This is a genomic window from Serratia sp. TSO36, from assembly GCF_057808395.1.
In genome coordinates, this window is record NZ_JBJZOU010000015.1 from 43153 (window position 1) to 67740 (window position 24588).

Sequence of the window (24588 nt, forward strand, 5' to 3'; positions counted from 1 at the left end):
ACTGTGAATGTATGAAAGCCCGAACTTCTGTCGAGATCGTCCAGGTTGAACAGCAGAGTGCGGATATGCTGTTTGCCTGGCGAGGTTTCCGGTCTGAGGCAGGCAAAAAAAAAGCCAGCACCCGAGCTGGCTTAAAAAACACTGGAAGCAATGTGAGCAATGTCGTGCCTTCCACATCAGAGCCGCAAACTGTGGCCTTCCGTGAACTGCCAGGCGATGATAATAGTTATCAGTATCGTCTGTAAAGCACTTTGTTGAGAATTTTTCTCATTTCCACACGAAGATTGCGCAATTACCACTCAGGGAACGGGTCAGCCATATCCAGCCAGTAGTCCACGCCGGCGGCCATTTCATCGTCGCTCAGCAGGCAGTCGTCCAACAAACGCACGATCGTCGCCTGCTGCAGATGCTGGCCGATAAACACCAGCTCCTGGCGCATGTCGCCGAACGGCTCCACCCATTTTTCCTGAATATGCGCCCGCGCTTCGGGATCCTGCGGCCAGTTCTTTTGCGGGATGGCGCGCCAAAAGGTGCCCGCCAGGCCGTAGTGGGCGATGCCGCCGGCCTGGCTCCACTGTCCGGCCTGGCGCGGCCGCGTCGCCAGCCAGAAAAAGCCTTTCGAGCGCAGCAGCTTGCCGCCGCCCCAGTCGCCGTTGATCACGCGGTAAAACTTGTCAGGCGCAAACGGCCGCCGCGCCTGATAGACGAAGCTGCTGATGCCGTAGTTTTCCGTTTCCGGCACGTGTTCGCCGCGCAGCTCTTTCAGCCAGCCGGGCGCCTGCTGCGCCTTTTCAAAGCTGAAGCTGCCGGTATTCAGCACCGCCTCCAGCGGCAGCTTACCCGGCGCGATCGGCACAATGCGGGCATCGGGGTTCAGGCTGGCCAACAGCGCCATCACTTCGCCCTGCTGGGCTGGCGTCAACAGATCGGTCTTGCTGACCAGGATCACGTCGCAGAACTCAATTTGCTCAATCAGTAGATCCGCCACGCTGCGCAGATCGTCCTCGCCCAGGCTTTGGCCGGCCTCCTGCAGGCTTTGCGCCTGCTGGTACTGCTGGATGAAATTCACCCCGTCGACCACCGTCACCAGGGTATCCAGCCGGGCGAACTGCGACAGGCTTTCCCCTTGTTCATCCTCGAAGGTAAAGGTTTCCGCCACCGGCAGCGGCTCGGAGATGCCGCTCGATTCGATCAACAGATAATCAAAGCGCCCGTCCTGCGCCAGCTCGCGCACCGATACCAGCAGGTCTTCGCGCAGCGTGCAGCAAATGCAGCCGTTGCTCATCTCCACCAGCTTCTCTTCCTGGCGATCGAGATGCACGGCATTTTCCACCAGCGCGGCGTCGATGTTCACTTCGCTCATGTCGTTGACGATCACCGCCACGCGCATGCCCTGCCGGTTGTTCAGGATGTGGTTCAGCACCGTAGTCTTGCCGGCGCCGAGAAAGCCGGAAAGCACGGTCACGGGAAGTTGTTTCATGGGAGCCTCATTAAAATTCATTGCGTAATGCCTGATAGCCGCGCACCAGCTCGACGTTGGTGGCGGCCACTTCTTCCGAAAACTGCAGCGCGCCGCGATCGACCTGGCGATAGCGCGACAGGTCGCTGTCCGGCCCTACGCGCTCGGTCGAGGGGATATAGCGGTTTTCCGGCAGCGTCACGCCGTCCACCACCGCGTTGTAACGCACCACGCAGCCGGACTGGATGTGGCAGTTGAACAGCACGCTGTTGAAACCGATAAACACCCGATCGTCGATGCGACACGGGCCGTGGACGATGGCGCGGTGGGCGATCGAGCTGTAACGGCCAATGGTGACCGCCGCCCCGCTCTTGGAGTGGATCACCACGCCGTCCTGAATATTGGAGTGCGAGCCGATGACGATCGGCTCCATGTCGCCGGCGGCGTTCAACTCGTCGGCGCGGATCACCGCATACGGGCCGACGTAAACGAAATCTTCGACGATCACCCGGCCGCAAATAATGGCGGTGGGATCGATGTAGGCCAGCGGCGAGACCTGCGGCAGGTGGCCGCTGGGATTTTTACGCAGCATGATTTTCTCCCCGCCAGCTCAGCTCCGCCACCGCATTGTGGGCATGCAGGCTCTCCTGATGCTCGACGCGCAGCGAGAAGGTGCGGTAATCACACTGGCTGCGCAGCATGCGATACAGACGCCGCGCCGCGTCCTCGCAAAACATCAGGTTCTGACCGTTGGCCAGCGCGAAGGCCTGTTCGTCGCGGCGTTTCACCAGCGTTTGTACCGGCGTGCCCAGCGCGTGTTCGATGCGGTCGATCAATTTCACCGGTTCGAACGCCCGTTCATTCTCGGGCGTTACGGTGACCCAGGCCCAGCTGCGCTGGCTGTGGGGGGTAGCCGGCATTCCCTGCTCCAACAGCCACTCGCTCACCTGCCGTTGGCTGATCCGCTCCGCCGCCTGTTCGAAATCAAACTGAAACTGTTGCTGCGCCAGCTGGCGGCTGAGCGCCGCCGAACTCGGGCAGGTCGAGGAGTAAGGTACGCCGACGGTCAGCGCCAGCGTCAGCCTGTCCGTCAGGGTGGCCTCGATGCGCAGCGGGTAAGCCTTCCAGCCGCGCTGCGGCGACAGCAACGCCGGGCGCGACAGCAGCAGCTCGCCGCTGAGCGTCAGGCTGGCGCGATCGCTGTGTTCCGGCTGCGAATCCAGAAAGGCCTGCAGCGTTCGGCCGAGGCGCTGCGGCGTCAGCTCGCCCTGCGTCAATTCGTCCAGCGCCAGATACAGCCGCGACATGTGAATGCCGCGTTCGCCCGCCGCTTCGGCGCGCAGGTTGATGCCGGCGTCGACCTTGGCCATCAGTGGCTTGCCGGCCAGCTCAAGCGGCAGCGCGATCCCTTGCATCCCGACCCAATCGAGCCCGACATCACTCATTTCGCCGCGCCATGCCTGAGCGTCTGGCAGCGAACGGCGTGGTGGAAGCGCAACTTCGTTCATACATCCCCTTGCGTTATTGTGACTTTGCCGGGGAACGGTATCATGATTTTGTTATATTATAACATAACATGAAAAAATTTTTTCTTGCCGCTGAACGGGCTGGTTAATCAAGTCGCAGAAAACTCAGCGATTTTGCTCAATGGATTGGGCTGCCGGTCAGAGTGCGATACACTAACGCTATTGCTGATTAACCCATGAGCCTCTATGCGTGGTTTACCCCTTTGGATAGTGTCGTTGTGCTTTACCGGCTCCGCCCTGGCCACAACAACACCGCCCGCGCCCGCCGCGGCGCCGCTGCCGGACATTCGCCAGAGCGGCTTTGTCTATTGCGTCAGCGGCATACTGAATACCTTCAACCCGCAAATGGCCAGCAGCGGCCTGACGGTGGATACCCTGGCCGCCCAGCTGTACGATCGCCTGCTGGATGTCGATCCCTACACCTACCGGCTGATCCCCGAGCTGGCGCAAAGCTGGGAGGTGCTGGACAACGGCGCCACCTACCGCTTCCATCTGCGCAAGGACGTGCCGTTCCAGACCACCGCCTGGTTCACGCCCACCCGCAAGATGAACGCCGACGACGTGGTGTTCAGCTTCGCGCGCGTATTTGACCAAAAACACCCGTATCACGACGTCAACGGCGGCGAATACCCCTATTTCGACAGCCTGCAGTTCGGCGATTCGGTGCAGAGCGTGAGAAAGCTCGACGACTACACGGTGGAGATCCGCCTGCAGTCGCCGGACGCCTCGTTCCTGTGGCACCTGGCGACCCACTACGCGCCGGTGCTGTCCGCCGAATACGCCGACACGCTGACGCGCGAAGGCCACCAGGAGCTGATCGACCGCGAGCCGGTCGGCAGCGGCCCGTTCCTGCTCAATGAATACCGCTCGGGGCAATATATTCGCCTGGCGCGCAACGCCGCCTACTGGAAAGGCCTGCCGCGCATGCCGCAGGTGGTGATCGATCTGGGCGCAGGTGGTACCGGCCGCCTCTCCAAGCTGCTGACCGGCGAATGCGACGTGCTGGCCTATCCGGCGGCCAGCCAGTTGTCTATCCTGCGCGACGATCCGCGCCTGCGCCTGACGCTGCGCCCGGGGATGAACATCGCCTATCTGGCGTTCAACACCCGCAAACCGCCGCTCGACAACCTCAACGTGCGCCAGGCGATCTCGCTGGCGATCAACAACCAGCGGTTGATGCAATCGATCTATTACGGCACGGCGGAAACCGCCGCCTCGATCCTGCCGCGCGCCTCCTGGGCCTATGACAACGACGCGCACGTCACCGAGTACGATCCGGCCAAATCGCGCGAAATGCTGCGGCAGGCCGGCGTCGGCCAGCTGAACCTGAAGCTGTGGGTGCCGACCGCCTCGCAGTCTTACAACCCGAGCCCGCTGAAGACCGCCGAGCTGATCCAGGCCGATCTCGGCCAGGTGGGCATCAACGTCACCATTGTGCCGGTGGAAGGCCGCTTCCAGGAAGCGCGCCTGATGGAGATGAACCACGATCTGACCCTGACCGGCTGGGCCACCGACAGCAACGACCCGGACAGCTTCTTCCGGCCGCTGCTGAGCTGCGCGGCAATCCGTTCACAAACCAACTATGCTCACTGGTGTGACCCGGGCTTCGACGAAGTGCTGCAGAACGCGCTGCTGTCGCAGCAGCTGTCTCAGCGCATCGACAACTACCGCAAGGCGCAGAAGATCCTCGAGCAGCAATTGCCGGTGCTGCCGCTGGCCTCTTCCCTGCGGCTGCAGGCCTACCGCTACGACATCAAGGGATTGGTGCTGAGCCCGTTCGGCAACGCCTCGTTCGCCGGGGTGTACCGTGAATCCGCGCCGGAGGTGAAAAAGTGATTATCTTTACCCTGCGCCGCATTCTGCTGCTGCTGATCACGCTGTTCTTCTTGACGCTGGTCAGCTTCAGCCTGAGCTATTTCACGCCGCGCGCGCCGCTGAACGGCGCCGCCCTGCTGGACGCCTATCAGTTCTACTTCGTCAGCCTGCTGCACTGGGACTTCGGCGTCTCCAGCATCAACGGCCAGGCGATCAGCGAACAGCTGCGCGAAGTGTTCCCGGCCACCATGGAACTGTGCCTGCTGGCCTTCGCCCTGGCGCTGTTTATCGGCATTCCGCTGGGCATCATCGCCGGCGTGCTGCGCGGCAAATGGCAGGACACCGCCATCAGCACCTTCGCGCTGCTGGGCTTTTCGATGCCGGTGTTCTGGCTGGCGCTGCTGCTGATGCTGTTCTTCTCGCTGCACCTGGGCTGGCTGCCGGTTTCCGGCCGTTTCGACCTGCTGTATCAGGTGAAGCCGATCACCGGTTTCGCGCTGATTGACGCCTGGCTGTCGGACTCGCCGTACCGCGCCGAGATGATCGGCAGCGCCCTGCGCCACATGATCCTGCCGATCGCCGCGCTGGCGGTGGCGCCCACCACCGAAGTGGTGCGCCTGATGCGCATCAGCACCGACGACGTGCTGAGCCAAAACTACATCAAGGCCGCCGCCACCCGCGGTCTGTCGCGCTTCACCATCATTCGCCGCCACGTGTTGCACAACGCGCTGCCGCCGATCGTGCCCAAACTGGGGCTGCAGTTCTCCACCATGCTCACGCTGGCGATGATCACCGAAGTGGTGTTCAGCTGGCCGGGCCTCGGCCGCTGGCTGATCAACGCCATTCGCCAGCAGGACTATGCGGCGATCTCCGCCGGCGTCATGGTGGTCGGCACGCTGGTGATCACCATTAACGTCCTGGCCGACATTCTGGGTGCGGCAACCAACCCGCTGAAACATAAGGAATGGTATGCCCTTCGATAACGTATACCGCGAGAAAAAAATGCCGAGCCCGCTGCGCTACACCTGGCGGATTTTCTACGGCGACGCGCTGGCGATGATCGGTTTTTACGGCGTGATCGCCCTGCTGCTGCTGTCGCTGTTCGGCAGCCTGCTGGCGCCCTACGCGCTGGATCAGCAGTTCCTCGGCTATCAGCTGCTGCCGCCGTCCTGGTCACGCTACGGCAACGTGTCGTTCTTTCTCGGCACCGACGATCTCGGGCGCGACATCCTCAGCCGCCTGTTGACCGGCACTGCCGCCACCTTCGGCTCGGCGCTGGCGGTGACGCTGGCCGCGGCGTTCTGCGGAGTGATCCTCGGCGTGTTCGCCGGCGTCACCCACGGGCTGCGCTCGGCGGTGCTCAACCACATCCTCGATACCCTGCTGTCCATTCCCTCGCTGCTGCTGGCGATCGTGGTGGTGGCGTTTATCGGCCCCAAACTTGAACACGCCATGCTGGCGGTGTGGCTCGCCTTGCTGCCGCGCATGGTGCGCACCATCTACAGCGCGGTGCACGACGAGCTGGAGAAAGAGTACGTGGTGGCGGCGCGGCTCGACGGCGCTTCCACGCTGCAGATCCTGTGGTACGCCGTCATGCCGAACATCGCCGCGGTGCTGGTGACCGAGTTCACCCGCGCGTTGTCGATGGCCATTTTGGACATCGCCGCACTCGGCTTCCTCGATCTCGGCGCGCAGCTGCCTTCGCCGGAATGGGGAGCGATGCTTGGCGATTCGCTCGAGCTGGTGTACGTCGCCCCCTGGACGGTGATGCTGCCCGGCGCGGCCATCCTCGTCAGCGTGCTGCTGGTTAACCTGTTAGGCGACGGTATGCGCCGCGCAATCAATGCCGGGGTGGAATAATGCCGTTACTCGATATCCGCAATCTGACGATTGAATTTATGACCGCCGAAGGGCCGGTCAAGGCGGTCGATCGCGTCAGCATGACGCTGACCGAGGGCGAGGTGCGCGGCCTGGTGGGTGAATCGGGCTCCGGCAAGAGCCTGATCGCCAAGGCCATCTGCGGCGTAACCAAAGACAACTGGCGCGTCACCGCCGACCGTTTCCGCTTCGACGACATCGATCTGCTGCAGCTGAGCCCGCGCGAGCGGCGCAGGCTGGTGGGCCACAACGTCTCGATGATTTTCCAGGAGCCGCAGTCCTGTCTCGATCCTTCCGAGAGCATCGGCCGCCAGCTGGCGCAGGCGATCCCGGGCTGGACTTATAAAGGCCACTGGTGGCAGCGCTTCAACTGGCGCAAACGCCGCGCCATCGAATTGCTGCACCGCGTCGGCATCAAGGATCACGACGACATCATGGGCAGCTTCCCGTACGAGCTGACCGAAGGCGAGTGTCAGAAAGTGATGATCGCCATCGCGCTGGCCAACCAGCCGCGCCTGCTGATCGCCGATGAGCCGACCAACGCCATGGAGCCGACCACCCAGGCGCAGATTTTCCGCCTGTTGGCGCGCCTCAATCAGAACAACAACACCACCATCCTGCTGATCAGCCACGATTTGCAGATGATGAGTAAATGGGCCGACCGGGTGAACGTGCTGTACTGCGGGCAAACGGTGGAAAGCGCCCAGTGCGAAGAGCTGCTGGCGGCGCCGCACCACCCTTACACCCAGGCGCTGATCCGCGCCATGCCGGACTTCGGCCGCTCGCTGCCGCACAAGAGCCGGTTGAACACGCTGCCGGGCGCCATTCCTTCGCTGGAACACCTGCCGATCGGCTGCCGTCTGGGGCCGCGCTGCCCTTACGCGCAGAAGAAGTGCATCGAAACGCCGCGCCTGCGCCCGGTCAAAAACCACTTCTTCGCCTGCCACTTCCCGCTGAACATGGAGGAGCAATAACATGGAAACGCTGTTGGAAGTGCGCAACCTGAGCAAAACCTACCGCTACCGCACCGGGCTGTTCCGCCGTCAGCACGTCGAGGCGGTGAAATCCGTCAGCTTTACCCTGCGCGAAGGCCAGACGCTGGCGGTGATCGGCGAGAACGGCTCCGGCAAATCCACGCTGGCGAAGATGCTCTCCGGCATGGTGGAACCGACCGGCGGTGAACTGCTGATCGACGATCATCCGCTGGAATTCGGCGATTATCGCTACCGCAGCCAGCGCATTCGCATGATTTTTCAGGATCCGAGCACCTCGCTCAACCCGCGCCAGCGCATCGGCCAACTGCTGGACGCGCCGCTGCGGCTGAACACCAGTCTGGAACCCGCCGAACGCGAGCAGCGCATCAACCAGACGCTGCGCCAGGTCGGCATGTTGCCGGATCACGCCTACTACTATCCGCACATGCTGGCTTCCGGGCAGAAACAGCGCGTCGCATTGGCGCGTGCGCTGATCCTGCAGCCGAAGGTGATCGTCGCCGATGAGGCGCTGGCCTCGCTGGACATGTCGATGCGCTCGCAAATCATCAACCTGATGCTGGAACTGCAGGAAAAACACGGTATTTCCTATATCTACGTCACTCAGCACCTCGGCATGATGAAGCATATCAGCGACCAGGTGCTGGTGATGCACGAAGGGGAAATCGTCGAACGCGGCAGCACCGCCGAGGTATTGGCGGCGCCGCTGCACGAATTGACCAAGCGCCTTATCGCCAGCCATTTCGGCGAGGCGCTGACCGCCGACGCCTGGCGGCGCGACGGCGGCCGTTTTTGAGGCCCGTCCTGGCCTGCAATAAACCCGCTGCGGCGGGTTTTTTATTGCCGCACGCGCCTGCCGCTACGCCAGAAAACGCAAATACAAATTACATTCTTGTTATATATCCTTATATTTTATTCCTTTCAGTTATTGATTAGTCCGTAACATTATTTTATCTCGCCAGGGCGATCGGTGAGGATATCCCCTACGTTGAGCCTCTCATACGACAGGATATCGCACTGATGAACAGCCTTCGCCATCGCCGCCTCTCGCAGTTTCTGCTTACGCTGGCCGCCGGTTTCTCTGTTTACGGCCACGCGCTGTGCTGCGATGAGCTGCGCTGAATCCACCTTTCGCCCCGCCAGCGGGCATGTTGCCTCTTTGTCCAGCCGCCGCTGCCGTACGCAGCGTTGGCTGTTGATCACGATTAAGGATTGACCCTATGGAACGACTCCGTCGACAACATAATGCCCAGTGGTATCACGAAACCCAAAGCAGCGTACGGGGCGATGCGCCGCTGGAGCCGCAGGCGGCCACCCTGCGCGATCGTTTTCTGCTGGGGCTGGGCGCCTTCGCCGACGAAGCGCTAAATGCTGCGCTCAGCGCCCGCGCCGGGGTATTCAACGCCTCGCTGGCCGGTTACCACGCGCTGTTTCCCGACCAGGTGTCGCTGTCACGATACGTGACATTGTCACCCTACGATCGCCTCAGCACCGCGTTGACCGTCGCTCAGGTGACGGGCGTGCAATCGCTTTGTAGCCACTACGCCGCCCGCCTCGCCCCGCTGCACAGCCCGGACGCCTCCCGGGAAAGCAATATCCGCCTTGCTCAGATCACCCAATATGCCCGCCAGCTCGCCAGCCAGCCCACGCTGATTTGCCGCAGGGCGCTGCAACAGCTCGGCGACGTCGGGCTGAGCCCGGCGGATATCGTAACCTTCTCTCAGACGATCGGTTTTGTCAGCTATCAGGCGCGTGTAGTGGCGGGTGTGGCGGCGTTGGCCGGCCGCCCGGCGGTGGTGGTGCCCGGCTTCCCGAACGTCGAAGACGCCGATGGCGTCGCTTTCAGCGCCGACGAGTTGAGCTGGGCTGCGCGTCTGCCGACAATCGACACGGAAGCCGCCGCCGCCGAACAGCTTGACGTGCTGGATCAGAGCCACCCGCAGGCGCGCGCCGAATCTTATTATTTGCTGTTGGCGCATGATGCCGCCGCGCTGCGCGAGCGTAACGGCGTGTTTAACGGCATCAATGCCGAAGGATATGGGTTATCGAGCCGATTGAAAGCGCTGGCGACGCTGGCGGTCTCGCGCATCAACGGCAGCCGCTACTGCGCGGCTACGGTGGCGCAAGAGCTACAGGACGACGGGCTGGCCCAGGCGCTGTTCGCCGGGCTGCCTCAGGGGCTGGCTTTTACCGAGGATGCCGTTAAACGCGCGGTGATCCACACCGCCGCCGAGCTGACGCGCGCTCCGGAGAAATTCACCCCGCAGAGCGTGCAGCCGTTGTTCAACAGCGGCCTGAACCAGGCGCAGGCGCTGGAAGTGATCCTCACCGCCGCGCTCTACGCCTGGGAAAACCGCCTGCGCCAAACGCTGGGCGATGCGGAGCCGGCACAGCCGGCGCAGTGACCTATCACTGAGTTGACGGCTAATTTCGCCGTTAACTCTCTTTGATCTATTTTGGCTAAAAACTTCGCCAAAAGATGAACTGATAAAGTAAAAATCCGAAAAAGTAATATTTGTGAGAATTATAATTCGTTTTTTCCTGCCGTTCGCGAAAATAACGACTCGTCAAAATTATGTCTGCAAACAAAGCAATAGAAAGATTGCGCCCTCGCTCAATTATGTAACCGTTCTCATCGCAGAAGCAGTAAAACAAGGTTTTAACCCTGCTAATTAATAGAGAAACACATTAACGCCTCTAACTTTTCAGCAGTGGTGGCCTTGCTGTTTAGTTTCTATGATTAAGCCGATAGCGACGTTGTGATTTCCATTTCAAATATTCACTAAAAATAAACGCTCGCCGTCAACCCCATTATTTTTTGATTTTCCATCACAGCAAAAAAATATTGTGAGGTAACCCCATGTCTGAGCAAGAACTTAAATCCAGCAACAGTATCGTTAACGTGATTGTCGTCATCGATACCGATGCTCTGATAGAAGCATTCGAGAATAACAACCCCAGTCAGGACTCCGGCAACCCAACAGGTATCGGCCATCAATACGCTTATATGGTCGTCACCTCCGAGCAGGTGATCGGCGGCTCCGGCACGGCGGACTTGAACTTTAAAGCCAATGTCGGCGACGTCATTCGCTGGACCGGCACCTCAGAATCCGCCAATTTCGACGCCGGCGTGCTGATCTACGGGCTGCCGCAGTTCGGCAGCGGCACCCAGGTCTTTTCCAACCCGACCTTCAAAATGTACACCCGCTGCTCGATGATGCCGGCGCAAAATACCGTGTTCCCCGTCACCTTCACCAACCAAACCTATTGGTTCATCCAGGCGGACATCAGCAATACCGGCACGGAAAATTATTGCATCCAATTTGGCCTTTATTATCGGCCAAACGGCGGCGATCAGAAATTACTGGGTTATTTCTATTGGGATCCGACCATTACCATCAGCAATTAACCTTATTCCGTCGACCGTTAGGCACCACATGATTATGGCCCCATGGGGCCATAATCGTTGCGGAAACATCGGGTAAACTTAAACGTCTCTATTCATTTTGCCGACGCAGCCACTCGCTGGCGGCGTCGAAGAATTTTTGCGCCAACGGCGTGGCGCGCTCCGCCATATCGACCACCACCGCCGCATGACGCGGCATGGCGCCGATGGCCACCGGGCGCCGCTGCAACGCCGGCATCAGCGGCGATTGCAGCTGGCCGCGCGGGAACAGCCCGCAGCCCAGGCCGACGAAAATTCCCTCCAGCAGTTGGAAGATCGAGGCAGTTTCCAGCCGCGTGTGCAGCGTCAACCCGGCGTCGCGGAAGTGTTGATCGAGATAGCGGCGGAAATAACGCGTCGGCTCGGCCAGGCACAGCGGCAAGGCGGCCACCGCCTCCAGCGGCAACGGCGTGTCGCCCACCAGCTTAGGGAAGTGTTGCGGATGAAATACCAGCTCGACGCCGGTTTCCACCAGCGGTTGCGATTGGAAATGCAGTTCCTTTAAGGTCGACAGCTCGAAAAAGCCGATGCCGATGTCGACGGTATGCGCCGTCAGCGCCTCCAGCAGCTGATCGGCGCTCAGCACCGCCAGCCGGTAATCGAGATGCGGGTAACGCTCGCTGACCGCCTTGAGCATTTCCGATACCGAGATACTGCACTGCGGCACCACGCCAAGGCGCAGCGTGCCGTGCAAGCCGTGCTTGAGCGACTCCACCTCCAGCTTCAGCCCCTGGTAGACCGAGACGATCTCACGCGCCCACGCCAGCACCCGCTCGCCTTCGGCGGTAAAACCGCCGAAATGGTTGCCGCGGTTAATCAGCGAAACGCCCAGCTCTTTCTCCAGATTTTTCAATCGCATGGATAGCGTCGGCTGGCTAACGAAGCTGGCTTCCGCCGCCCGGCCGAAGTGGCGTTCCCGTTCTAAATTACACAAATAAATCAGTTGTTTAATATCCATAGCGCGGCTCAATGATCGGCATTCGCATCAGTATACCACCGGGCGCCGTCGCCCGCCCGGCGAGTCAGAGCTTCAGCTTCACGTAATCCGCCAGGCGCGAGAACACGCCGCCCTGCGGCACCGCCTGCAGCGCCACCAGCGGCAGGGTTTTCACCACCTGGCCATTGTCGCTGATGCGGATCTCGCCGACGGTCTGCCCTTTGCCTATCGGCGCTTCCAGCCGCGCGGCAGTGATCACGTACTGCGCCTTCAGCTTGTCCGCTTCGTTTTTTGGCAGGCTGAGCGACTGGTTCTGCGCGCTGCCGACCGGCAAGCGGTGATCCTCGCCGTACCAGACCGGCTCTTCCCCCAGGCTCTGCCCGGCGCTGAACAGGTGTACGGTGGTAAAGTCGCGCAGCCCCCAGGTCAACAGCTTACGCGCCTGCTCCTCACGCCCCTTAGCGCTTTTGCCGCCCATCACCACGGCAATCAGGCGGCGATCCCCTTCGGTGGCGGAGGCGATGATGTTGAAGCCGGCCGAGGCGGTGTGCCCGGTTTTCAGCCCGTCGACGTGCAGCGTCTTATCCCACAGCAGGCCATTGCGGTTCTGCTGCGTGATACCGTTCCAGGTCAGCGACTTCTCGCTGTACATATGATATTCCGCCGGTTCACTCATGATAATGGCACGCGCAATCACCGCCAGATCGCCGGCGGTGGTGAACTGCCCCGGCGCATCCAGCCCGTGTACCGTTTCGAAATGGGTGTTCTGCAGGCCCAGCTGCGCGCTCTTCTCGTTCATCAGCTTGACGAAGTTGGCCTGGCTGCCCGCCACATAGTCCGCCATCGCCACGCAGGCGTCGTTGCCGGAATCGATGATAATGCCGCGGCTGAGATCGCGTACCGTGACCCTGTCACCTGGCTTCAGGAACATCAACGAAGACCCCTTGAACACCGGGTTGCCCTGCGCCCAGGCGTCTTTCCCCACGGTGACGACATCGTCAAGGCCAATCTTGTGCTGGTCGAGCGCGTGGTCGATCACCAACCCGGTCATGAGTTTGGTCAGGCTGGCCGGGTTGCGCCGTTCATCGGCATTGCCGGCAGCCAACACCTGGCCGGTGGTGTAATCCATCAAAACGTAAGAGGCGGCGTCTATCGCCGGCGGGGTCATGGTGGGAAAATGGGGCGTCGTTCCCGCCGCCTGCGCCGCTAAAGGCAGCAATATGCCGCCGATCACCACTGATACTGAACGCTTCACGCTGTGTTCCTCAGGCCCGCAGGCTAAATAAAATACCAATATAATCCGCGAGATAGACTGCATGAATTCACTTTCAGACGAAACCATTACTCTTTTGCAGCGGGTGTCTTTATGCAACCATTTGTTTACGTCATCGCCCGCCGGCGATAGATAAGCTCTATGCCGCCATTGCCCCATTCGATTAGACGCCACCCGGCAGCCCCCCTAAACTTGTGACATAAATACGCAAGACGCATAAAAAAGCGTTTACTTTTTAGCTACAACCACCTGCGAAGTGTCATCATGAAATTTAAACCGTCAATCAAGCCTTACACCGGCCCGGCGGGCGGCTGGGGTTCGCTTGAAGCCACCACCCGCTTTGTCCTCGACAGTAAACAAACGCTCAAAAACATGCGCAACCTGATGCGCGTCAACAAGGCTCGCGGCTTCGACTGCCCAGGCTGCGCCTGGGGCGACGACAACCACAGCACCTTCAGCTTCTGCGAAAACGGCGCCAAAGCGGTCAGTTGGGAAGCGACGCGCAGCGCCGTCGAGCCAGAGTTCTTCGCCGCCCACAGCGTCAGCACCCTGCAGCAGCAAAGCGACTACTTCCTCGAGTATCAGGGGCGCCTCACCCATCCGATGCGCTACAACGCCGAAACCGATCACTATGAGCCTATCCATTGGCCGGACGCGCTGGCGCTGATCGCCAAGCACATCAACGGCATGGACAACCCGAACCAGATCGAGCTGTATACTTCGGGCCGCGCCAGCAACGAAGCGTCGTACCTTTATCAGCTGTTCGGCCGCATGCTCGGCACCAGCAATTTCCCCGACTGCTCCAATATGTGCCACGAGGCGAGCGGCGTCGGGCTGAAACAGAGCATCGGCGTCGGCAAAGGCACCATCCGCATCGATGACTTCGAAAAGGCCGATGCCATCTTCGTGTTCGGTCAAAACCCCGGCACCAACCACCCGCGCATGCTGCACAGCCTGAAAAACGCCGCCCGACGCGGCGCGCGCATCGTCAGCTTCAACACCCTGCGCGAACGTGGGCTGGAAAGGTTCGCCGATCCGCAGGATCCGGTACAGATGCTGACGCCAAAATCCTCGCCGATCAGCTCTTCCTATTACCAACCGAATCTGGGCGGTGATATGGCGGCGGTGCGCGGCATGGTGAAAGCCCTGCTGGAAACCCACCGCCAGCGTCTGGCCGCCGGCGAGCCCGCCCTGTTCGACCTGGCGTTTATCGAGCGGCACAGCGTCGGCGTAGAGGCTTATCTGGCGCAGGTGGACGCCACCGAGTGGCAGACCATTACCGCGCAGTCGGGCCTGAGCGAGGCGCAGCTGCGCCAGGCGGCGGCCACCTATCAGGGCGCCGAACGGGTGATCTGCACCTGGGCGATGGGCGTGACGCAGCATAAACACTCTATTGCGACGGTGCGTGAAATCACCAACCTGCAGCTGCTGTTCGGGCAACTGGGCAAACCGGGCGCCGGCCTGTGCCCGGTACGCGGCCACAGCAACGTCCAGGGTAACCGCACCATGGGGATCGACGAGAAGTCGCCCAAAGCGCTGCTCGACAGCCTGGAGCGCCACTTTAACTTTACCGCCAACCGCGCGCTGGGCCACAACACGGTGGAAGCGATCGAAGCGATGCTGCGCGGCGAAGTGAAAGTGCTGATCGCGCTGGGCGGCAACCTGGCCGCCGCGGCGCCGGACACCGAGCGCACCGCCCGCGCCCTGCGCAACTGCGATTTGACGGTGCATATCAGCACCAAGCTTAACCGCAGCCACCTGGTGACCGGCAAAGACGCGCTTATCCTGCCGACGCTCGGCCGCACCGAACTGGACATGCAGGCCAGCGGCTCGCAGTACATTACGGTCGAGGATTCGTTCAGCATGGTGCACGCCTCGGAAGGCATCGGCAAACCGCTGGCGGAGACCCAACGTTCGGAGACGGCGATCGTCTGCGGCATCGCCGACGCGGTGCTGGGCACCCGGCAGTTGGACTGGCTGGAACTGGCCGACGACTACTCGCTGATCCGCGATCATATCGCCGCCACCATTCCCGGCTTTGAGGATTTCAACCGGCGCTGCGACCAGCCCGGCGGTTTCTACCTGGGCAATGCCGCCGCCGAACTGCGCTTCGCCACGCCAAGCGGCAAGGCAGAATTCAGCGCCGCCGCGCTGCCGACCACCCTGTTCCCGCAGCTGGGCGGCAAGCAAGCGCCGTTTACCCTGCAGACGCTGCGCTCGCACGATCAGTACAACACCACCATCTATGGCCTGGATGACCGTTATCGCGGCGTTTACGGCCAACGCGAAGTGTTGTTCATCCATCCGGAGGATCTGGCGGCGCTGGGCCTGCAGGATGGCGAACGGGTAGAGATTGAAACCCTGTGGAACGATGGCGTGGTGCGTAAAGTGGACGGGTTCAAGCTGGTGAGTTACGACATTCCGCGTGGCAACCTGGCGGCCTACTACCCGGAAACCAACCCGCTGGTGCCGCTGGCCAGCTTCGGCGACGGTACCGGCACGCCGACTTCGAAGTCGATTCCGGTGGTGATCCGCCGCAGCGAACAGCAACCTTCGCTGCGCATCGCCTGAAAACGCGCGCCCGGTTCACCCCGGGCGCGCCAATATCGCCAGGATGGTCTGCAATTCGTCGGACAGCTGATGCCGTCGCCAGACGAAGTACAGGTCGCTCACCCCCTCCTCACCCATTTCCACCACCTTCAGCCCCGGCGCCGGCAAGATCAGCGGCAGCAACGAACCGGGTACGCAGGCGACGCCACAACCGGCCTGCACGCAGGCCGCCATCGCGGCATAAGACTCCATTTCCAGCGTCATGCGCGGTTTCAGCCCGCGCGAGGCCAGCCAGTGATCGACCTTCAGGCGAAACGAACATTCGCGGCTGAAGGTGTAAAACTCCAGCGGCGCCAGCGTGGCGGCGTCGGGTTCCCCGGCATCGGCCGGCATCAGCAATACCAGCCGTTCGTCGAATGCCTTTTGGCTGGCCAGCAGCGGATGTTCTATCGGGCCGTCGGTGATCGCCAGATCGAGATCGCTGTCGATCAACATGCGTTCCAGCACCAGCGAGTCGCGGCTCAGCACGTTGATGTGCAGATGAGGCTGTAAACGGCGCAGCCGGGCAATGCGCGCCGGCAAATGGCTGACCAGCGAGAAATCCAGCGCCCCGAGGTTCAGCAGCCCATGTTGGTGTTCGCCGGCGAACAGCTGCTTGCTGCGCTCCGCCTGCGCCACAATGTCGCGCGCCTGCTGGTAGAACAGCCGCCCTTTGGGATTGACGTACAGCCGGTTCTTGTCGCGGAAAAACAGCTCGCCGCCCAACGACTCCTCCAGCTCGCGCAGCCGCAGCGTGACGTTGGAAGGCACGCAGTGCAGCTCGCGCGCGGCGGCGGCGATGGTTTTATGTTCCACTACGGTGCAGAAAAACTTCAGCTGGCTCAGCTTCATCTATTATTCACTTTTAGTTAGTGTTTTAGTTAAAAACAATCACTTTAGATTAGCATCGATTTCACCTACAGTCTGCCGACACCCTGAGGAGGATCTCTGATGCCACTGAATGACCTACTGACGCTGCCCGGCGTGGCGGCCCAACCGGATGCGGTAACCGACGGTTACGTGTTCAACCACACCATGATCCGCGTGAAGGATCTGACCAAGGCGCTGGATTTCTACACCCGCGTGCTGGGCTTTACCCCGGTCTATCTGGAAACGTTCGAAGAAGCCGCCTTCACCATCTGCTACCTGACGCGCAGCCCGCGCGAGCAAATCCCGCAGGACGACGACGAGCGCAAACGCTGGGCGCTGAGCCAGCCGGGCATTCTCGAGCTGACCCATAACCACGGCACCGAAAATCAGGCGGATTTCCACTATCACAACGGCAACGGCGAGCCGCGCGGCTTTGGCCACCTGTGCGTCACGGTGCCGGACGTGCGCGCCGCCTGCGAGCGGTTTGAGCGCCTCGGCGTCACCTTCCAGAAACGCCTGCATGAAGGCCGCATGAACTACGTGGCGTTCATTCGCGATCCGGACGATTACTGGATTGAAATCCTGCAGCCGACGCCGCTGCAAGACTGACGGTCACCCGCCCTCCACCCCGGCCCTCGCGCCGGGTTTTTTCATCGATAGCGTTTCGATTGACCAATCTTGCGCAAAATCGCGCGGCAACGCGGGGTTCAGTGACGTTAGGCTTGCTCGCAGCGGGTGATTCGCGTAAAACTGTCAGCCGCAAATCTTGCCACTCACAACCCATTCACTGGACGATATGTTTCAAGATAACCCGCTGCTGGCGCAGCTTAAACAGCAACTTCACTCTCAAACCCCGCGCGTTGAAGGCGTCGTGAAAGGGACTGAGAAAGGCTTTGGCTTTCTTGAAGTAGACGGTCAAAAAAGTTACTTCATTCCTCCGCCGTACATGAAGAAAGTCATGCACGGGGATCGCATTATCGCCACCCTGCACACCGAGAAAGAGCGCGAAATCGCCGAGCCGGAAACCCTGGTCGAGCCGTTCCTGTCGCGCTTTGTCGGCCGCGTGCAAAAGCGCGACGACCGTCTGTCCATCGTGCCCGATCATCCGTTGCTGAAAGAGGCGATTCCGTGCCGCCCGGTGCGTGAATTGACCCACAACTTCCAGGCCGGCGACTGGGCGGTGGCGGAAATGCGCCGTCATCCGCTGAAAGGCGATCGCGGCTTCAACGCCGATCTGACCCAGTTTATCACCGACGGTGAAGACCATTTCGCCCCGTGGTGGGTGACGCTGGCGCGTCACAACCTGGAAAAAGAGGCGCCGGAGATGCTGGCTCTCAGCGAACCGGCCGCCGCATCGGCGCGTGAAGATCTGACCGCGCTCGAATTCGTCACCATCGACAGCGCCAGCACTGAAGACATGGACGATGCGCTGTACGTGACCGACAACGGCGACGGTTCGCTGCAGTTGACCATCGCCATCGCCGATCCGACCGCCTACGTCGAACAAGGCAGCAAGCTGGACGATATCGCCCGCGTGCGCGCCTTCACCAACTACCTGCCGGGCTTCAACATCCCGATGCTGCCGCGCGATCTGTCGGACAACCTGTGCTCGCTGCGCCCTAACGAGCGCCGCCAGGTGCTGGCTTGCCGCGTGACCATCGCCGCCGACGGCGCGCTGGGCGAAGATATCCAGTTCTTCGCCGCCGAGATCGAATCCAAAGCCAAACTGGTGTACGACGAAGTCTCCGACTGGCTGGAAGGCATTGCCGGCTGGCAGCCGCCGAGCGACGCCATCGCGCAACAAATCACCCTGCTGAAACGCGTTTGCGACGCGCGCAACGCCTGGCGCCACCAGCATGCGCTGGTGTTTAAAGATCGCCCGGACTACCGCTTCGTGCTGGGTGAAAAAGGCGACGTGCTCGAGATCGTTACCGAACAGCGCCGCAGCGCTAACCGCATCGTTGAAGAGTGCATGATCGCCGCCAACGTCTGCGCCGCCATCGTGCTGCGCGATCGCCTGGGCTTCGGCGTGTACAACGTGCACACCGGTTTCGATCCTGCGCTGGTCGAGCAAGCGGTCACCGTATTGCAGGCCAACGGCGTGGAAGCCGAAGCCGACAAGCTGCTGACCCTCGACGGTTTCTGCGAACTGCGCCGCCACCTGGACGCGCAGCCGACCCAGTTCCTCGACAGCCGCATCCGCCGCTTCCAGACCTTCGCGGAGATCAGCACCACGCCGGGGCCACACTTCGGTCTGGGGCTGGAGGCTTACGCCACCTGGACATCGCCGATCCGTAAATACGGCGATATGGTCAACCATCGCCTGCTGAAGGCGATCATCAACCAGCAGCCGGCGGAAAAACCGCAGGATGACGTGACGGTGCAGCTGGCGGAACGCCGCCGCCTGAACCGCATGGCGGAGCGCGACGTCGGCGACTGGCTGTACGCTCGCTTCCTGCAGGACAAGGCCGGTACCGATACCCGCTTCAACGCCGAGATCATCGACGTGACCCGCGGCGGCCTGCGCGTGCGCCTGCTGGACAACGGCGCGGTTGCCTTCATTCCGGCGCCGTTTATTCACGCGGTGCGCGACGAGATGCAGTGCAGCCAGGAAACAGGCACCGTGCAAATCAAGGGTGAAGTGGTTTACCGCCAGAGCGACACCTTGCAGGTCACCATCGCCGAAGTGCGCATGGAAACCCGCAGCGTGATCGCCCGCCCTGCGGCCTGAACGCCAACCTGAAACGGTAGCAGCGCCAAACGCCGACGGTGAAAACCGCCGGCGTTTTTTTTCGCCTCATTCCGGCTAGCGCAGCGGCTCGCCGCCGGTTTCGCGCAGCAGCGGCAGCACCGCCAGCGAAGCCAGCGTCGCCAGCATCAAATAGACGGCGGGCGCCAGCAGCGAGCCGCTCAGCGCGATCGACTGCGAGGCGATGTACTGGGCAAAACCGCCGAAGATCGCCACCCCGAGGCTGTAGACCAAGGCAAACCCCAAAGCGCGAATGCGCTGCGGGAACAGCTCCGAAATCATCAGCATGGTCGGCACCGAACCGAGCGTGGTCAACCCGACCAGCAGCGCGACAATCAGCAACAGCACCGCCGGATGCGGCACCGCGCTCAGCCACCAAAACGCCGGCAGGGCCACGATCAGAATTGCGATCCGCGACCAACGGATCAGCGGCAAGCGGCCGTAACGATCGCACCAGTGCCCGACCAGCAGGCTGCCGCCGAAGGTGACAAGTCCCGCCAGCAGCATCGCGGCATAGCCGTAGGCCTGCGCCATCCCCAAGTATTTCACCGCGTAGGTGCCGAGATAATACATCGAGATGTAGGTGGCGACGGTGGCGCCGATGGTCAGCATCACGCCGAGCACCACCGCCCGCGAGTGCTTGCGCAACTGCGCGGGTGGCTCGTGCGCCCGCGGCACCGACGGCCGATCGCTCTCCAGCCCGAGACGCAGCCAGCAACCGAGCGGCGCCAGCGCCACGCCGATAAAGAAAGGAATATGCCATCCCCACTCGGCCATGGCGTTCGGCTCGCCGGAATGCACCGGCAAGGCCGCGCTGAGCGCCAGCGCGGTGACGCCGCCAACCACGGTGGCGATGCCCTGCGTCGCCAACGACCAGCTGGAATAGAAGCCGCGCCGGTTGGGCGGCGCCGACTCCACCAGCAACGACATCGACGCCCCTACTTCGCCGCCCGCCGCCACGCCCTGGATCAGGCGCGCCGCTACCAAGGTGACGGTTCCCCAGTAGCCGGCGCTGGCGTAGGTCGGCGCAAAGCCGATCATCGCCGTGCCCAGGCTCATCAAGGAAATCGTCAGGATCATCGCCGGTTTGCGGCCGCAGCGATCGGCATAGGCGCCAATCAGAATGCCGCCCAGCGGCCGCATGAAGAAGCTGACGCCAAACGTCGCGAACGCCAACAGCAATGCCAAATGCGGATCGCTGGACGGTGGAAAGAACAATACGCTGATGTAAATAACGAAGAAGTTATAAATACCGAAGTCAAAAAACTCCAGCGCATTACCGAAGGAGGCGGCGAATATGACCTTTTTGCCGCTGGCGTTCGGAGCCGATATTATTGCCGTTTGAGTTTCAGCCGTATTTTCACTCATCATTATCTTCCCTGTTATTATTTTTCGCGTTTATTTTAAATACGCTTTCGCCAACGCTGCCCAATAATGGCTGCCGGCCACCAGACAGCCGTCGTTAAAGTCATATCCCGGGTTATGCACCATGCAGCTGCCTTCGCCATCGCCGTTGCCGATGATCAGGTAACAACCCTGCGGGTGCGCATCGAGCATGAAGGCGAAATCTTCGCTGCCCATCAGCGGCCGGGCGCCATAGTGCGCGCGGGCGGCGCCGAACTGCTGCTGTGCCACGCGGTGGGCGAAACGGGTTATCCCTTCGTCGTTGACCAGCACCGGCGTGCCGTTAACATGTTCCACCACCGCGTGAGCGCCGAAGCTTGCCGCCTGCGCCTCGATCAGCGCCGGAATGCGCGCCAGCAAGGTGGCGCGCGCCTGGCGATCCAGCGAGCGCACGCTGAGCTTCATCTCCGCGCTGTCCGGGATCACGTTGGCCGCCTCACCGGCCTTGATACTGCCAACGGTGATCACCGCCGCTTCCAGCGGATCGATATTGCGCGAGACGATGCTCTGCAGGGAAACGGTGATATGCGAGGCCACCAGCACCGGATCGATCGTCAGCTGCGGGATGGCGCCGTGGCCGCCACGCCCCTGCACCCGCACGTTGAACTGATCCATCGAGGCCATAAACGGGCCATGCTGGAAAAAGAACTCACCGAGCGGCATGCCCGGCATGTTGTGCATGGCGAAGATGGCGTCGCAGGGGAAGCGCTCGAACAGCCCCTGTTCCACCATGCGCGCGCCGCCGTTCAGCATCTCTTCCGCCGGTTGGAAAATCAGGTGCAGCGTGCCGTTGAAGTTGCGCGTATGCGCCAGGTAACGGGCGGCGCCGAGCAGCATGGTGGTATGGCCGTCATGGCCGCAGGCGTGCATGCGGTTGGCCACGCTGCTGCTCCAGGGTTTGCCGGTGTTCTCCTCGATCGGCAAGGCATCCATATCGGCGCGCAGCCCGAGGCTTTTCACGCCGTCGCCCGCCCGCAGCGTGCCCACCACGCCGGTGCCCGCCAATCCGCGGTGCACCTCATAACCCCACGAACTCAGATAATCCGCGACCAGATCGCTGGTGCGAAACTCTTCGAAACCCAATTCGGGGTGCTGATGAATATCGTGCCGAATAGCCGTGAGCTGCGGTAAATACCCTTCGATGATTTTATTTATCATAATTACATTCCTTTCGTGATTTTATTATTTATTTGGTGAATGAATAAACCTGAGGGTGAAAATAAAGGTATAACACGGCATGAATAATTTTATTTCGGCTCGCCTCGACAGATAAAATAATAATCCGCCAGACGCCGTATCCAGATAAAAAACGACAATGATTCGCTGTACGCGCCGCGAAAATGCAGAATGAATAACTGCCCGGGATTCTGTGGGCGGTAGCCTGCGCCAACGCTGTTTCATCACTTTGTTTTTACACTAAAACCCCACCTGCTTCACATTTCTCATCCGACCTGCCGCGGTTCAGCGGCAAAACTTCTACTGTTAAAACGTCATTCCAAATAACAACGTCGATTTTTACCTCTGTACGCCAAGGAGTTGTTTCATGAAAAACATCAGGTCCGGACTTATCTGGCTGCTGGTGGCGTTGGTCGGCGCCTTCGCCTTCGCCATGCTGGCGCTCAGCCGCGGCGAACACGTCAACGCCGTCTGGCTGGTGATCGCCGCCGTCGCCTGCTACAGCATCGCCTACCGCTTCTACAGCCGGTTCATTGCCGACAAGGTCTTTGAACTGGACGACCGCCGTCTGACCCCGGCCGAACGCCGCAACGACGGCCTGGACTATGTGCCCACCAACAAATGGGTGCTGTTCGGCCACCACTTCGCCGCCATCGCCGGCGCCGGCCCGCTGGTGGGGCCGATTCTGGCCGCGCAGATGGGCTTCCTGCCGGGGACCATCTGGATCCTGGTCGGCGTCATGCTGGCCGGCGCGGTGCAGGATTTCCTGGTGCTGTTCATTTCCACGCGCCGCGACGGGCGTTCGCTGGGGGAAATGGCCAAGCAAGAGTTGGGCGCCTTCGCCGGGGTGATCACCATGCTCGGCGCGCTGGGGGTGATGATCATCATCCTGTCGGCGCTGGCGCTGGTGGTGGTAAAAGCGCTGGCCGACAGCCCGTGGGGGCTATTCACCATCGCCGCCACCATCCCGATCGCGCTGTTCATGGGCATCTACATGCGTTTTATCCGGCCGGGTAAGATCGCTGAAATTTCGGTGATTGGCTTCGTGCTGATGCTGCTGGCGATCATTTACGGCGGCAACGTGGCGCAAGATCCCTACTGGGGGCCGTTCTTCACGCTGCACGGCACTACCCTGACCTGGGTGCTGGTGATCTACGGCTTCGTCGCTTCGGTGCTGCCGGTGTGGCTGCTGCTGGCGCCGCGCGACTACCTTTCCACCTTTATGAAAATCGGCGTCATCATCGGCCTGGCCATCGGCATCGTCTTCGCCATGCCGGAGATGAAAATGCCGGCGGTTTCGCGCTTCATCGACGGCAGCGGCCCGGTGTTCGCCGGCGCCCTGTTCCCGTTCCTGTTCATCACCATCGCCTGCGGCGCCATTTCCGGCTTCCACGCGCTGGTCTCCAGCGGCACCACGCCCAAGCTGGTGGAGCGCGAAAGCCACATCCGCTTTATCGGTTACGGCGCCATGCTGATGGAGTCTTTCGTCGCCATCATGGCGCTGATCTGCGCTTCGGTGCTGGATCCGGGCGTTTACTTCGCCATGAACTCGCCGGCGGCGCTGATCGGCACCACGGTGGAAAATGCTTCGCAGGTCATCAACAGCTGGGGCTTTATCGTCACGCCGGAAACGCTGGCGCTGATCGCCAAAGAGGTGGGTGAGAACTCCATCCTGTCGCGCGCCGGCGGCGCCCCGACCTTCGCCGTGGGCATGGCACACATCATCAGCGAGGTGTTCAACAGCCGGGCGATGATGGCCTTCTGGTACCACTTCGCCATTCTGTTCGAAGCGCTGTTCATTCTGACCGCCGTCGACGCCGGCACCCGCGCCTGCCGCTTTATGGTGCAGGATCTGGTGGGCGTGGCGGTGCCGCAGCTGGCCAACAACCGTTCGTGGTTCGGCAACCTGGCGGGCACCACGGTGGCGGTGGCCGGCTGGGGCTTCTTCGTGTATCAGGGCGTGGTCGATCCGCTCGGCGGCATCAATACCCTGTGGCCGCTGTTCGGCATCGGCAACCAGATGCTGGCGTCAATGGCGCTGATCCTCGGCACCGTGGTGCTGTTCAAAATGAAAAAACAGCGTTACGCCTGGGTCACCATTCTGCCGACCGCCTGGCTGTTCGTCACCTCCATGACCGCCGGCTGGCAGAAGATCTTCCATGAGAAACCGAGCATCGGCTTCCTGGCGCAGGCGAAGAAATTTTCCACCGGCATCGAGCAAGGCACGATCATTGCGCCGGCCAAATCGCTGAAAGACATGGAAACCATCGTATTCAGCAACCAAATCAACGCCGCGCTGTGCGGGTTCTTTATGCTGGTGGCGGTGACCATGCTGATCGCCGCCTTCTTCGCGATCCGCCGGGCGTTGCGCTCCGAACAGCCGACGACGCATGAGGTCAGCGCCGCGCTGCGGGAGGAGACCGGCCGCGGCTGAGTCTCGCCGTTAGGAGAAACGGCCGGCCTCTTGAGCAGAGC

20 protein-coding genes are annotated in these 24588 nt (G+C 61.4%); 12 read left to right on the forward strand and 8 right to left on the reverse strand.

Going from position 1 to position 24588, the window contains the following annotated elements; all coding sequences use genetic code 11:
* Window positions 1-11 precede the first annotated feature (11 nt).
* Window positions 12-245 carry a hypothetical protein gene (locus ACK3CV_RS13670; protein WP_164040399.1) on the forward strand — a complete coding sequence of 78 codons (234 nt, stop codon included), beginning with the start codon at window positions 12-14 and terminating at the stop codon, window positions 243-245.
* Window positions 246-292: 47 nt separating this feature from the next.
* On the opposite strand, the gene zigA is transcribed toward ACK3CV_RS13670, so the two are convergent.
* From zigA to folE2, 3 genes are read right to left on the reverse strand one after another with little or no spacing between them, the layout of a single operon-like run.
* Entirely contained in the window at window positions 293-1480 is a 1188-nt protein-coding gene (gene zigA, locus ACK3CV_RS13675) for a zinc metallochaperone GTPase ZigA (RefSeq protein ID WP_164040396.1), read from the reverse strand.
* A gap of 10 nt (window positions 1481-1490) precedes the next feature.
* Window positions 1491-2051 carry an LbetaH domain-containing protein gene (locus ACK3CV_RS13680; RefSeq protein WP_025303003.1) on the reverse strand — a complete coding sequence of 187 codons (561 nt, stop codon included), beginning with the start codon at window positions 2049-2051 and terminating at the stop codon, window positions 1491-1493.
* Window positions 2041-2967, reverse strand: a complete 927-nt coding sequence (gene folE2 / locus ACK3CV_RS13685) for a GTP cyclohydrolase FolE2 (RefSeq protein WP_086579916.1) — start codon at window positions 2965-2967, stop codon at window positions 2041-2043. Before folE2 ends, ACK3CV_RS13680 begins: the two co-directional genes overlap by 11 nt.
* Before the next feature lie 204 nt (window positions 2968-3171).
* Between folE2 and sapA the strand changes: the two genes are divergently transcribed.
* From sapA to ACK3CV_RS13720, 7 genes are all read left to right on the forward strand, one after another.
* Window positions 3172-4821 carry an ABC transporter substrate-binding protein SapA gene (gene sapA / locus ACK3CV_RS13690; RefSeq protein WP_033648454.1) on the forward strand — a complete coding sequence of 550 codons (1650 nt, stop codon included), beginning with the start codon at window positions 3172-3174 and terminating at the stop codon, window positions 4819-4821.
* Window positions 4818-5783 carry a putrescine export ABC transporter permease SapB gene (gene sapB, locus ACK3CV_RS13695; protein WP_004930575.1) on the forward strand — a complete coding sequence of 322 codons (966 nt, stop codon included), beginning with the start codon at window positions 4818-4820 and terminating at the stop codon, window positions 5781-5783. Before sapA ends, sapB begins: the two co-directional genes overlap by 4 nt.
* Entirely contained in the window at window positions 5770-6660 is an 891-nt protein-coding gene (gene sapC, locus ACK3CV_RS13700) for a putrescine export ABC transporter permease SapC (protein WP_004930580.1), read from the forward strand. The genes sapB and sapC overlap by 14 nt, the downstream gene beginning before the upstream one ends.
* A complete protein-coding gene (gene sapD / locus ACK3CV_RS13705) occupies window positions 6660-7652 on the forward strand; it encodes a putrescine export ABC transporter ATP-binding protein SapD (protein WP_004930587.1) in 993 nt (330 codons plus the stop codon). The genes sapC and sapD overlap by 1 nt, the downstream gene beginning before the upstream one ends.
* 1 nt (window position 7653) lies before the next feature.
* Entirely contained in the window at window positions 7654-8466 is an 813-nt protein-coding gene (gene sapF / locus ACK3CV_RS13710) for a putrescine export ABC transporter ATP-binding protein SapF (protein ID WP_033634693.1), read from the forward strand.
* Window positions 8467-8890: 424 nt separating this feature from the next.
* The gene (locus ACK3CV_RS13715) at window positions 8891-10075 is read left to right on the forward strand and encodes a CMD domain-containing protein (protein WP_164040394.1); all 1185 of its coding nucleotides are present in this window, start codon (window positions 8891-8893) and stop codon (window positions 10073-10075) included.
* Window positions 10076-10530: 455 nt separating this feature from the next.
* Complete coding sequence (locus ACK3CV_RS13720; RefSeq protein ID WP_164040391.1) at window positions 10531-11079, forward strand: inclusion body family protein; 549 nt, start codon at window positions 10531-10533, stop codon at window positions 11077-11079.
* 88 nt (window positions 11080-11167) lie between these two features.
* Here the strand turns inward: ACK3CV_RS13720 and ACK3CV_RS13725 are convergent, their stop codons facing one another.
* The gene (locus ACK3CV_RS13725; protein WP_033634699.1) at window positions 11168-12073 is read right to left on the reverse strand and encodes a LysR family transcriptional regulator; all 906 of its coding nucleotides are present in this window, start codon (window positions 12071-12073) and stop codon (window positions 11168-11170) included.
* Window positions 12074-12137: 64 nt separating this feature from the next.
* The gene (dacD, locus tag ACK3CV_RS13730; protein ID WP_033634700.1) at window positions 12138-13307 is read right to left on the reverse strand and encodes a serine-type D-Ala-D-Ala carboxypeptidase DacD; all 1170 of its coding nucleotides are present in this window, start codon (window positions 13305-13307) and stop codon (window positions 12138-12140) included.
* A gap of 282 nt (window positions 13308-13589) precedes the next feature.
* Between dacD and ACK3CV_RS13735 the strand changes: the two genes are divergently transcribed.
* Window positions 13590-15896, forward strand: a complete 2307-nt coding sequence (locus ACK3CV_RS13735) for an FdhF/YdeP family oxidoreductase (RefSeq protein WP_164040389.1) — start codon at window positions 13590-13592, stop codon at window positions 15894-15896.
* 15 nt (window positions 15897-15911) lie between these two features.
* On the opposite strand, the gene ACK3CV_RS13740 is transcribed toward ACK3CV_RS13735, so the two are convergent.
* Window positions 15912-16766, reverse strand: coding sequence for a LysR family transcriptional regulator (locus ACK3CV_RS13740; protein WP_033648464.1), 855 nt, complete (start codon window positions 16764-16766; stop codon window positions 15912-15914).
* 99 nt (window positions 16767-16865) lie between these two features.
* On the opposite strand from ACK3CV_RS13740, the gene gloA reads away from it, so the two are divergent.
* Window positions 16866-17393 carry a lactoylglutathione lyase gene (gene gloA, locus ACK3CV_RS13745; RefSeq protein ID WP_004930603.1) on the forward strand — a complete coding sequence of 176 codons (528 nt, stop codon included), beginning with the start codon at window positions 16866-16868 and terminating at the stop codon, window positions 17391-17393.
* A 187-nt stretch (window positions 17394-17580) separates the two neighbouring features.
* Window positions 17581-19515 (forward strand): exoribonuclease II, encoded by a 1935-nt coding sequence (locus tag ACK3CV_RS13750; RefSeq protein WP_049212556.1) that lies wholly within the window; start codon window positions 17581-17583, stop codon window positions 19513-19515.
* A 75-nt stretch (window positions 19516-19590) separates the two neighbouring features.
* On the opposite strand, the gene ACK3CV_RS13755 is transcribed toward ACK3CV_RS13750, so the two are convergent.
* Both ACK3CV_RS13755 and ACK3CV_RS13760 read right to left on the reverse strand, forming a co-directional pair.
* Window positions 19591-20901: an MFS transporter gene (locus ACK3CV_RS13755; RefSeq protein ID WP_489009865.1), complete on the reverse strand. Its 1311-nt coding sequence runs from the start codon at window positions 20899-20901 to the stop codon at window positions 19591-19593.
* Window positions 20902-20931: 30 nt separating this feature from the next.
* Window positions 20932-22095: a M20 aminoacylase family protein gene (locus ACK3CV_RS13760; protein WP_164040387.1), complete on the reverse strand. Its 1164-nt coding sequence runs from the start codon at window positions 22093-22095 to the stop codon at window positions 20932-20934.
* Between the two features lie 385 nt (window positions 22096-22480).
* On the opposite strand from ACK3CV_RS13760, the gene ACK3CV_RS13765 reads away from it, so the two are divergent.
* Entirely contained in the window at window positions 22481-24547 is a 2067-nt protein-coding gene (locus ACK3CV_RS13765) for a carbon starvation CstA family protein (protein WP_164040385.1), read from the forward strand.
* The last annotated feature ends 41 nt before the right edge of the window (window positions 24548-24588 follow it).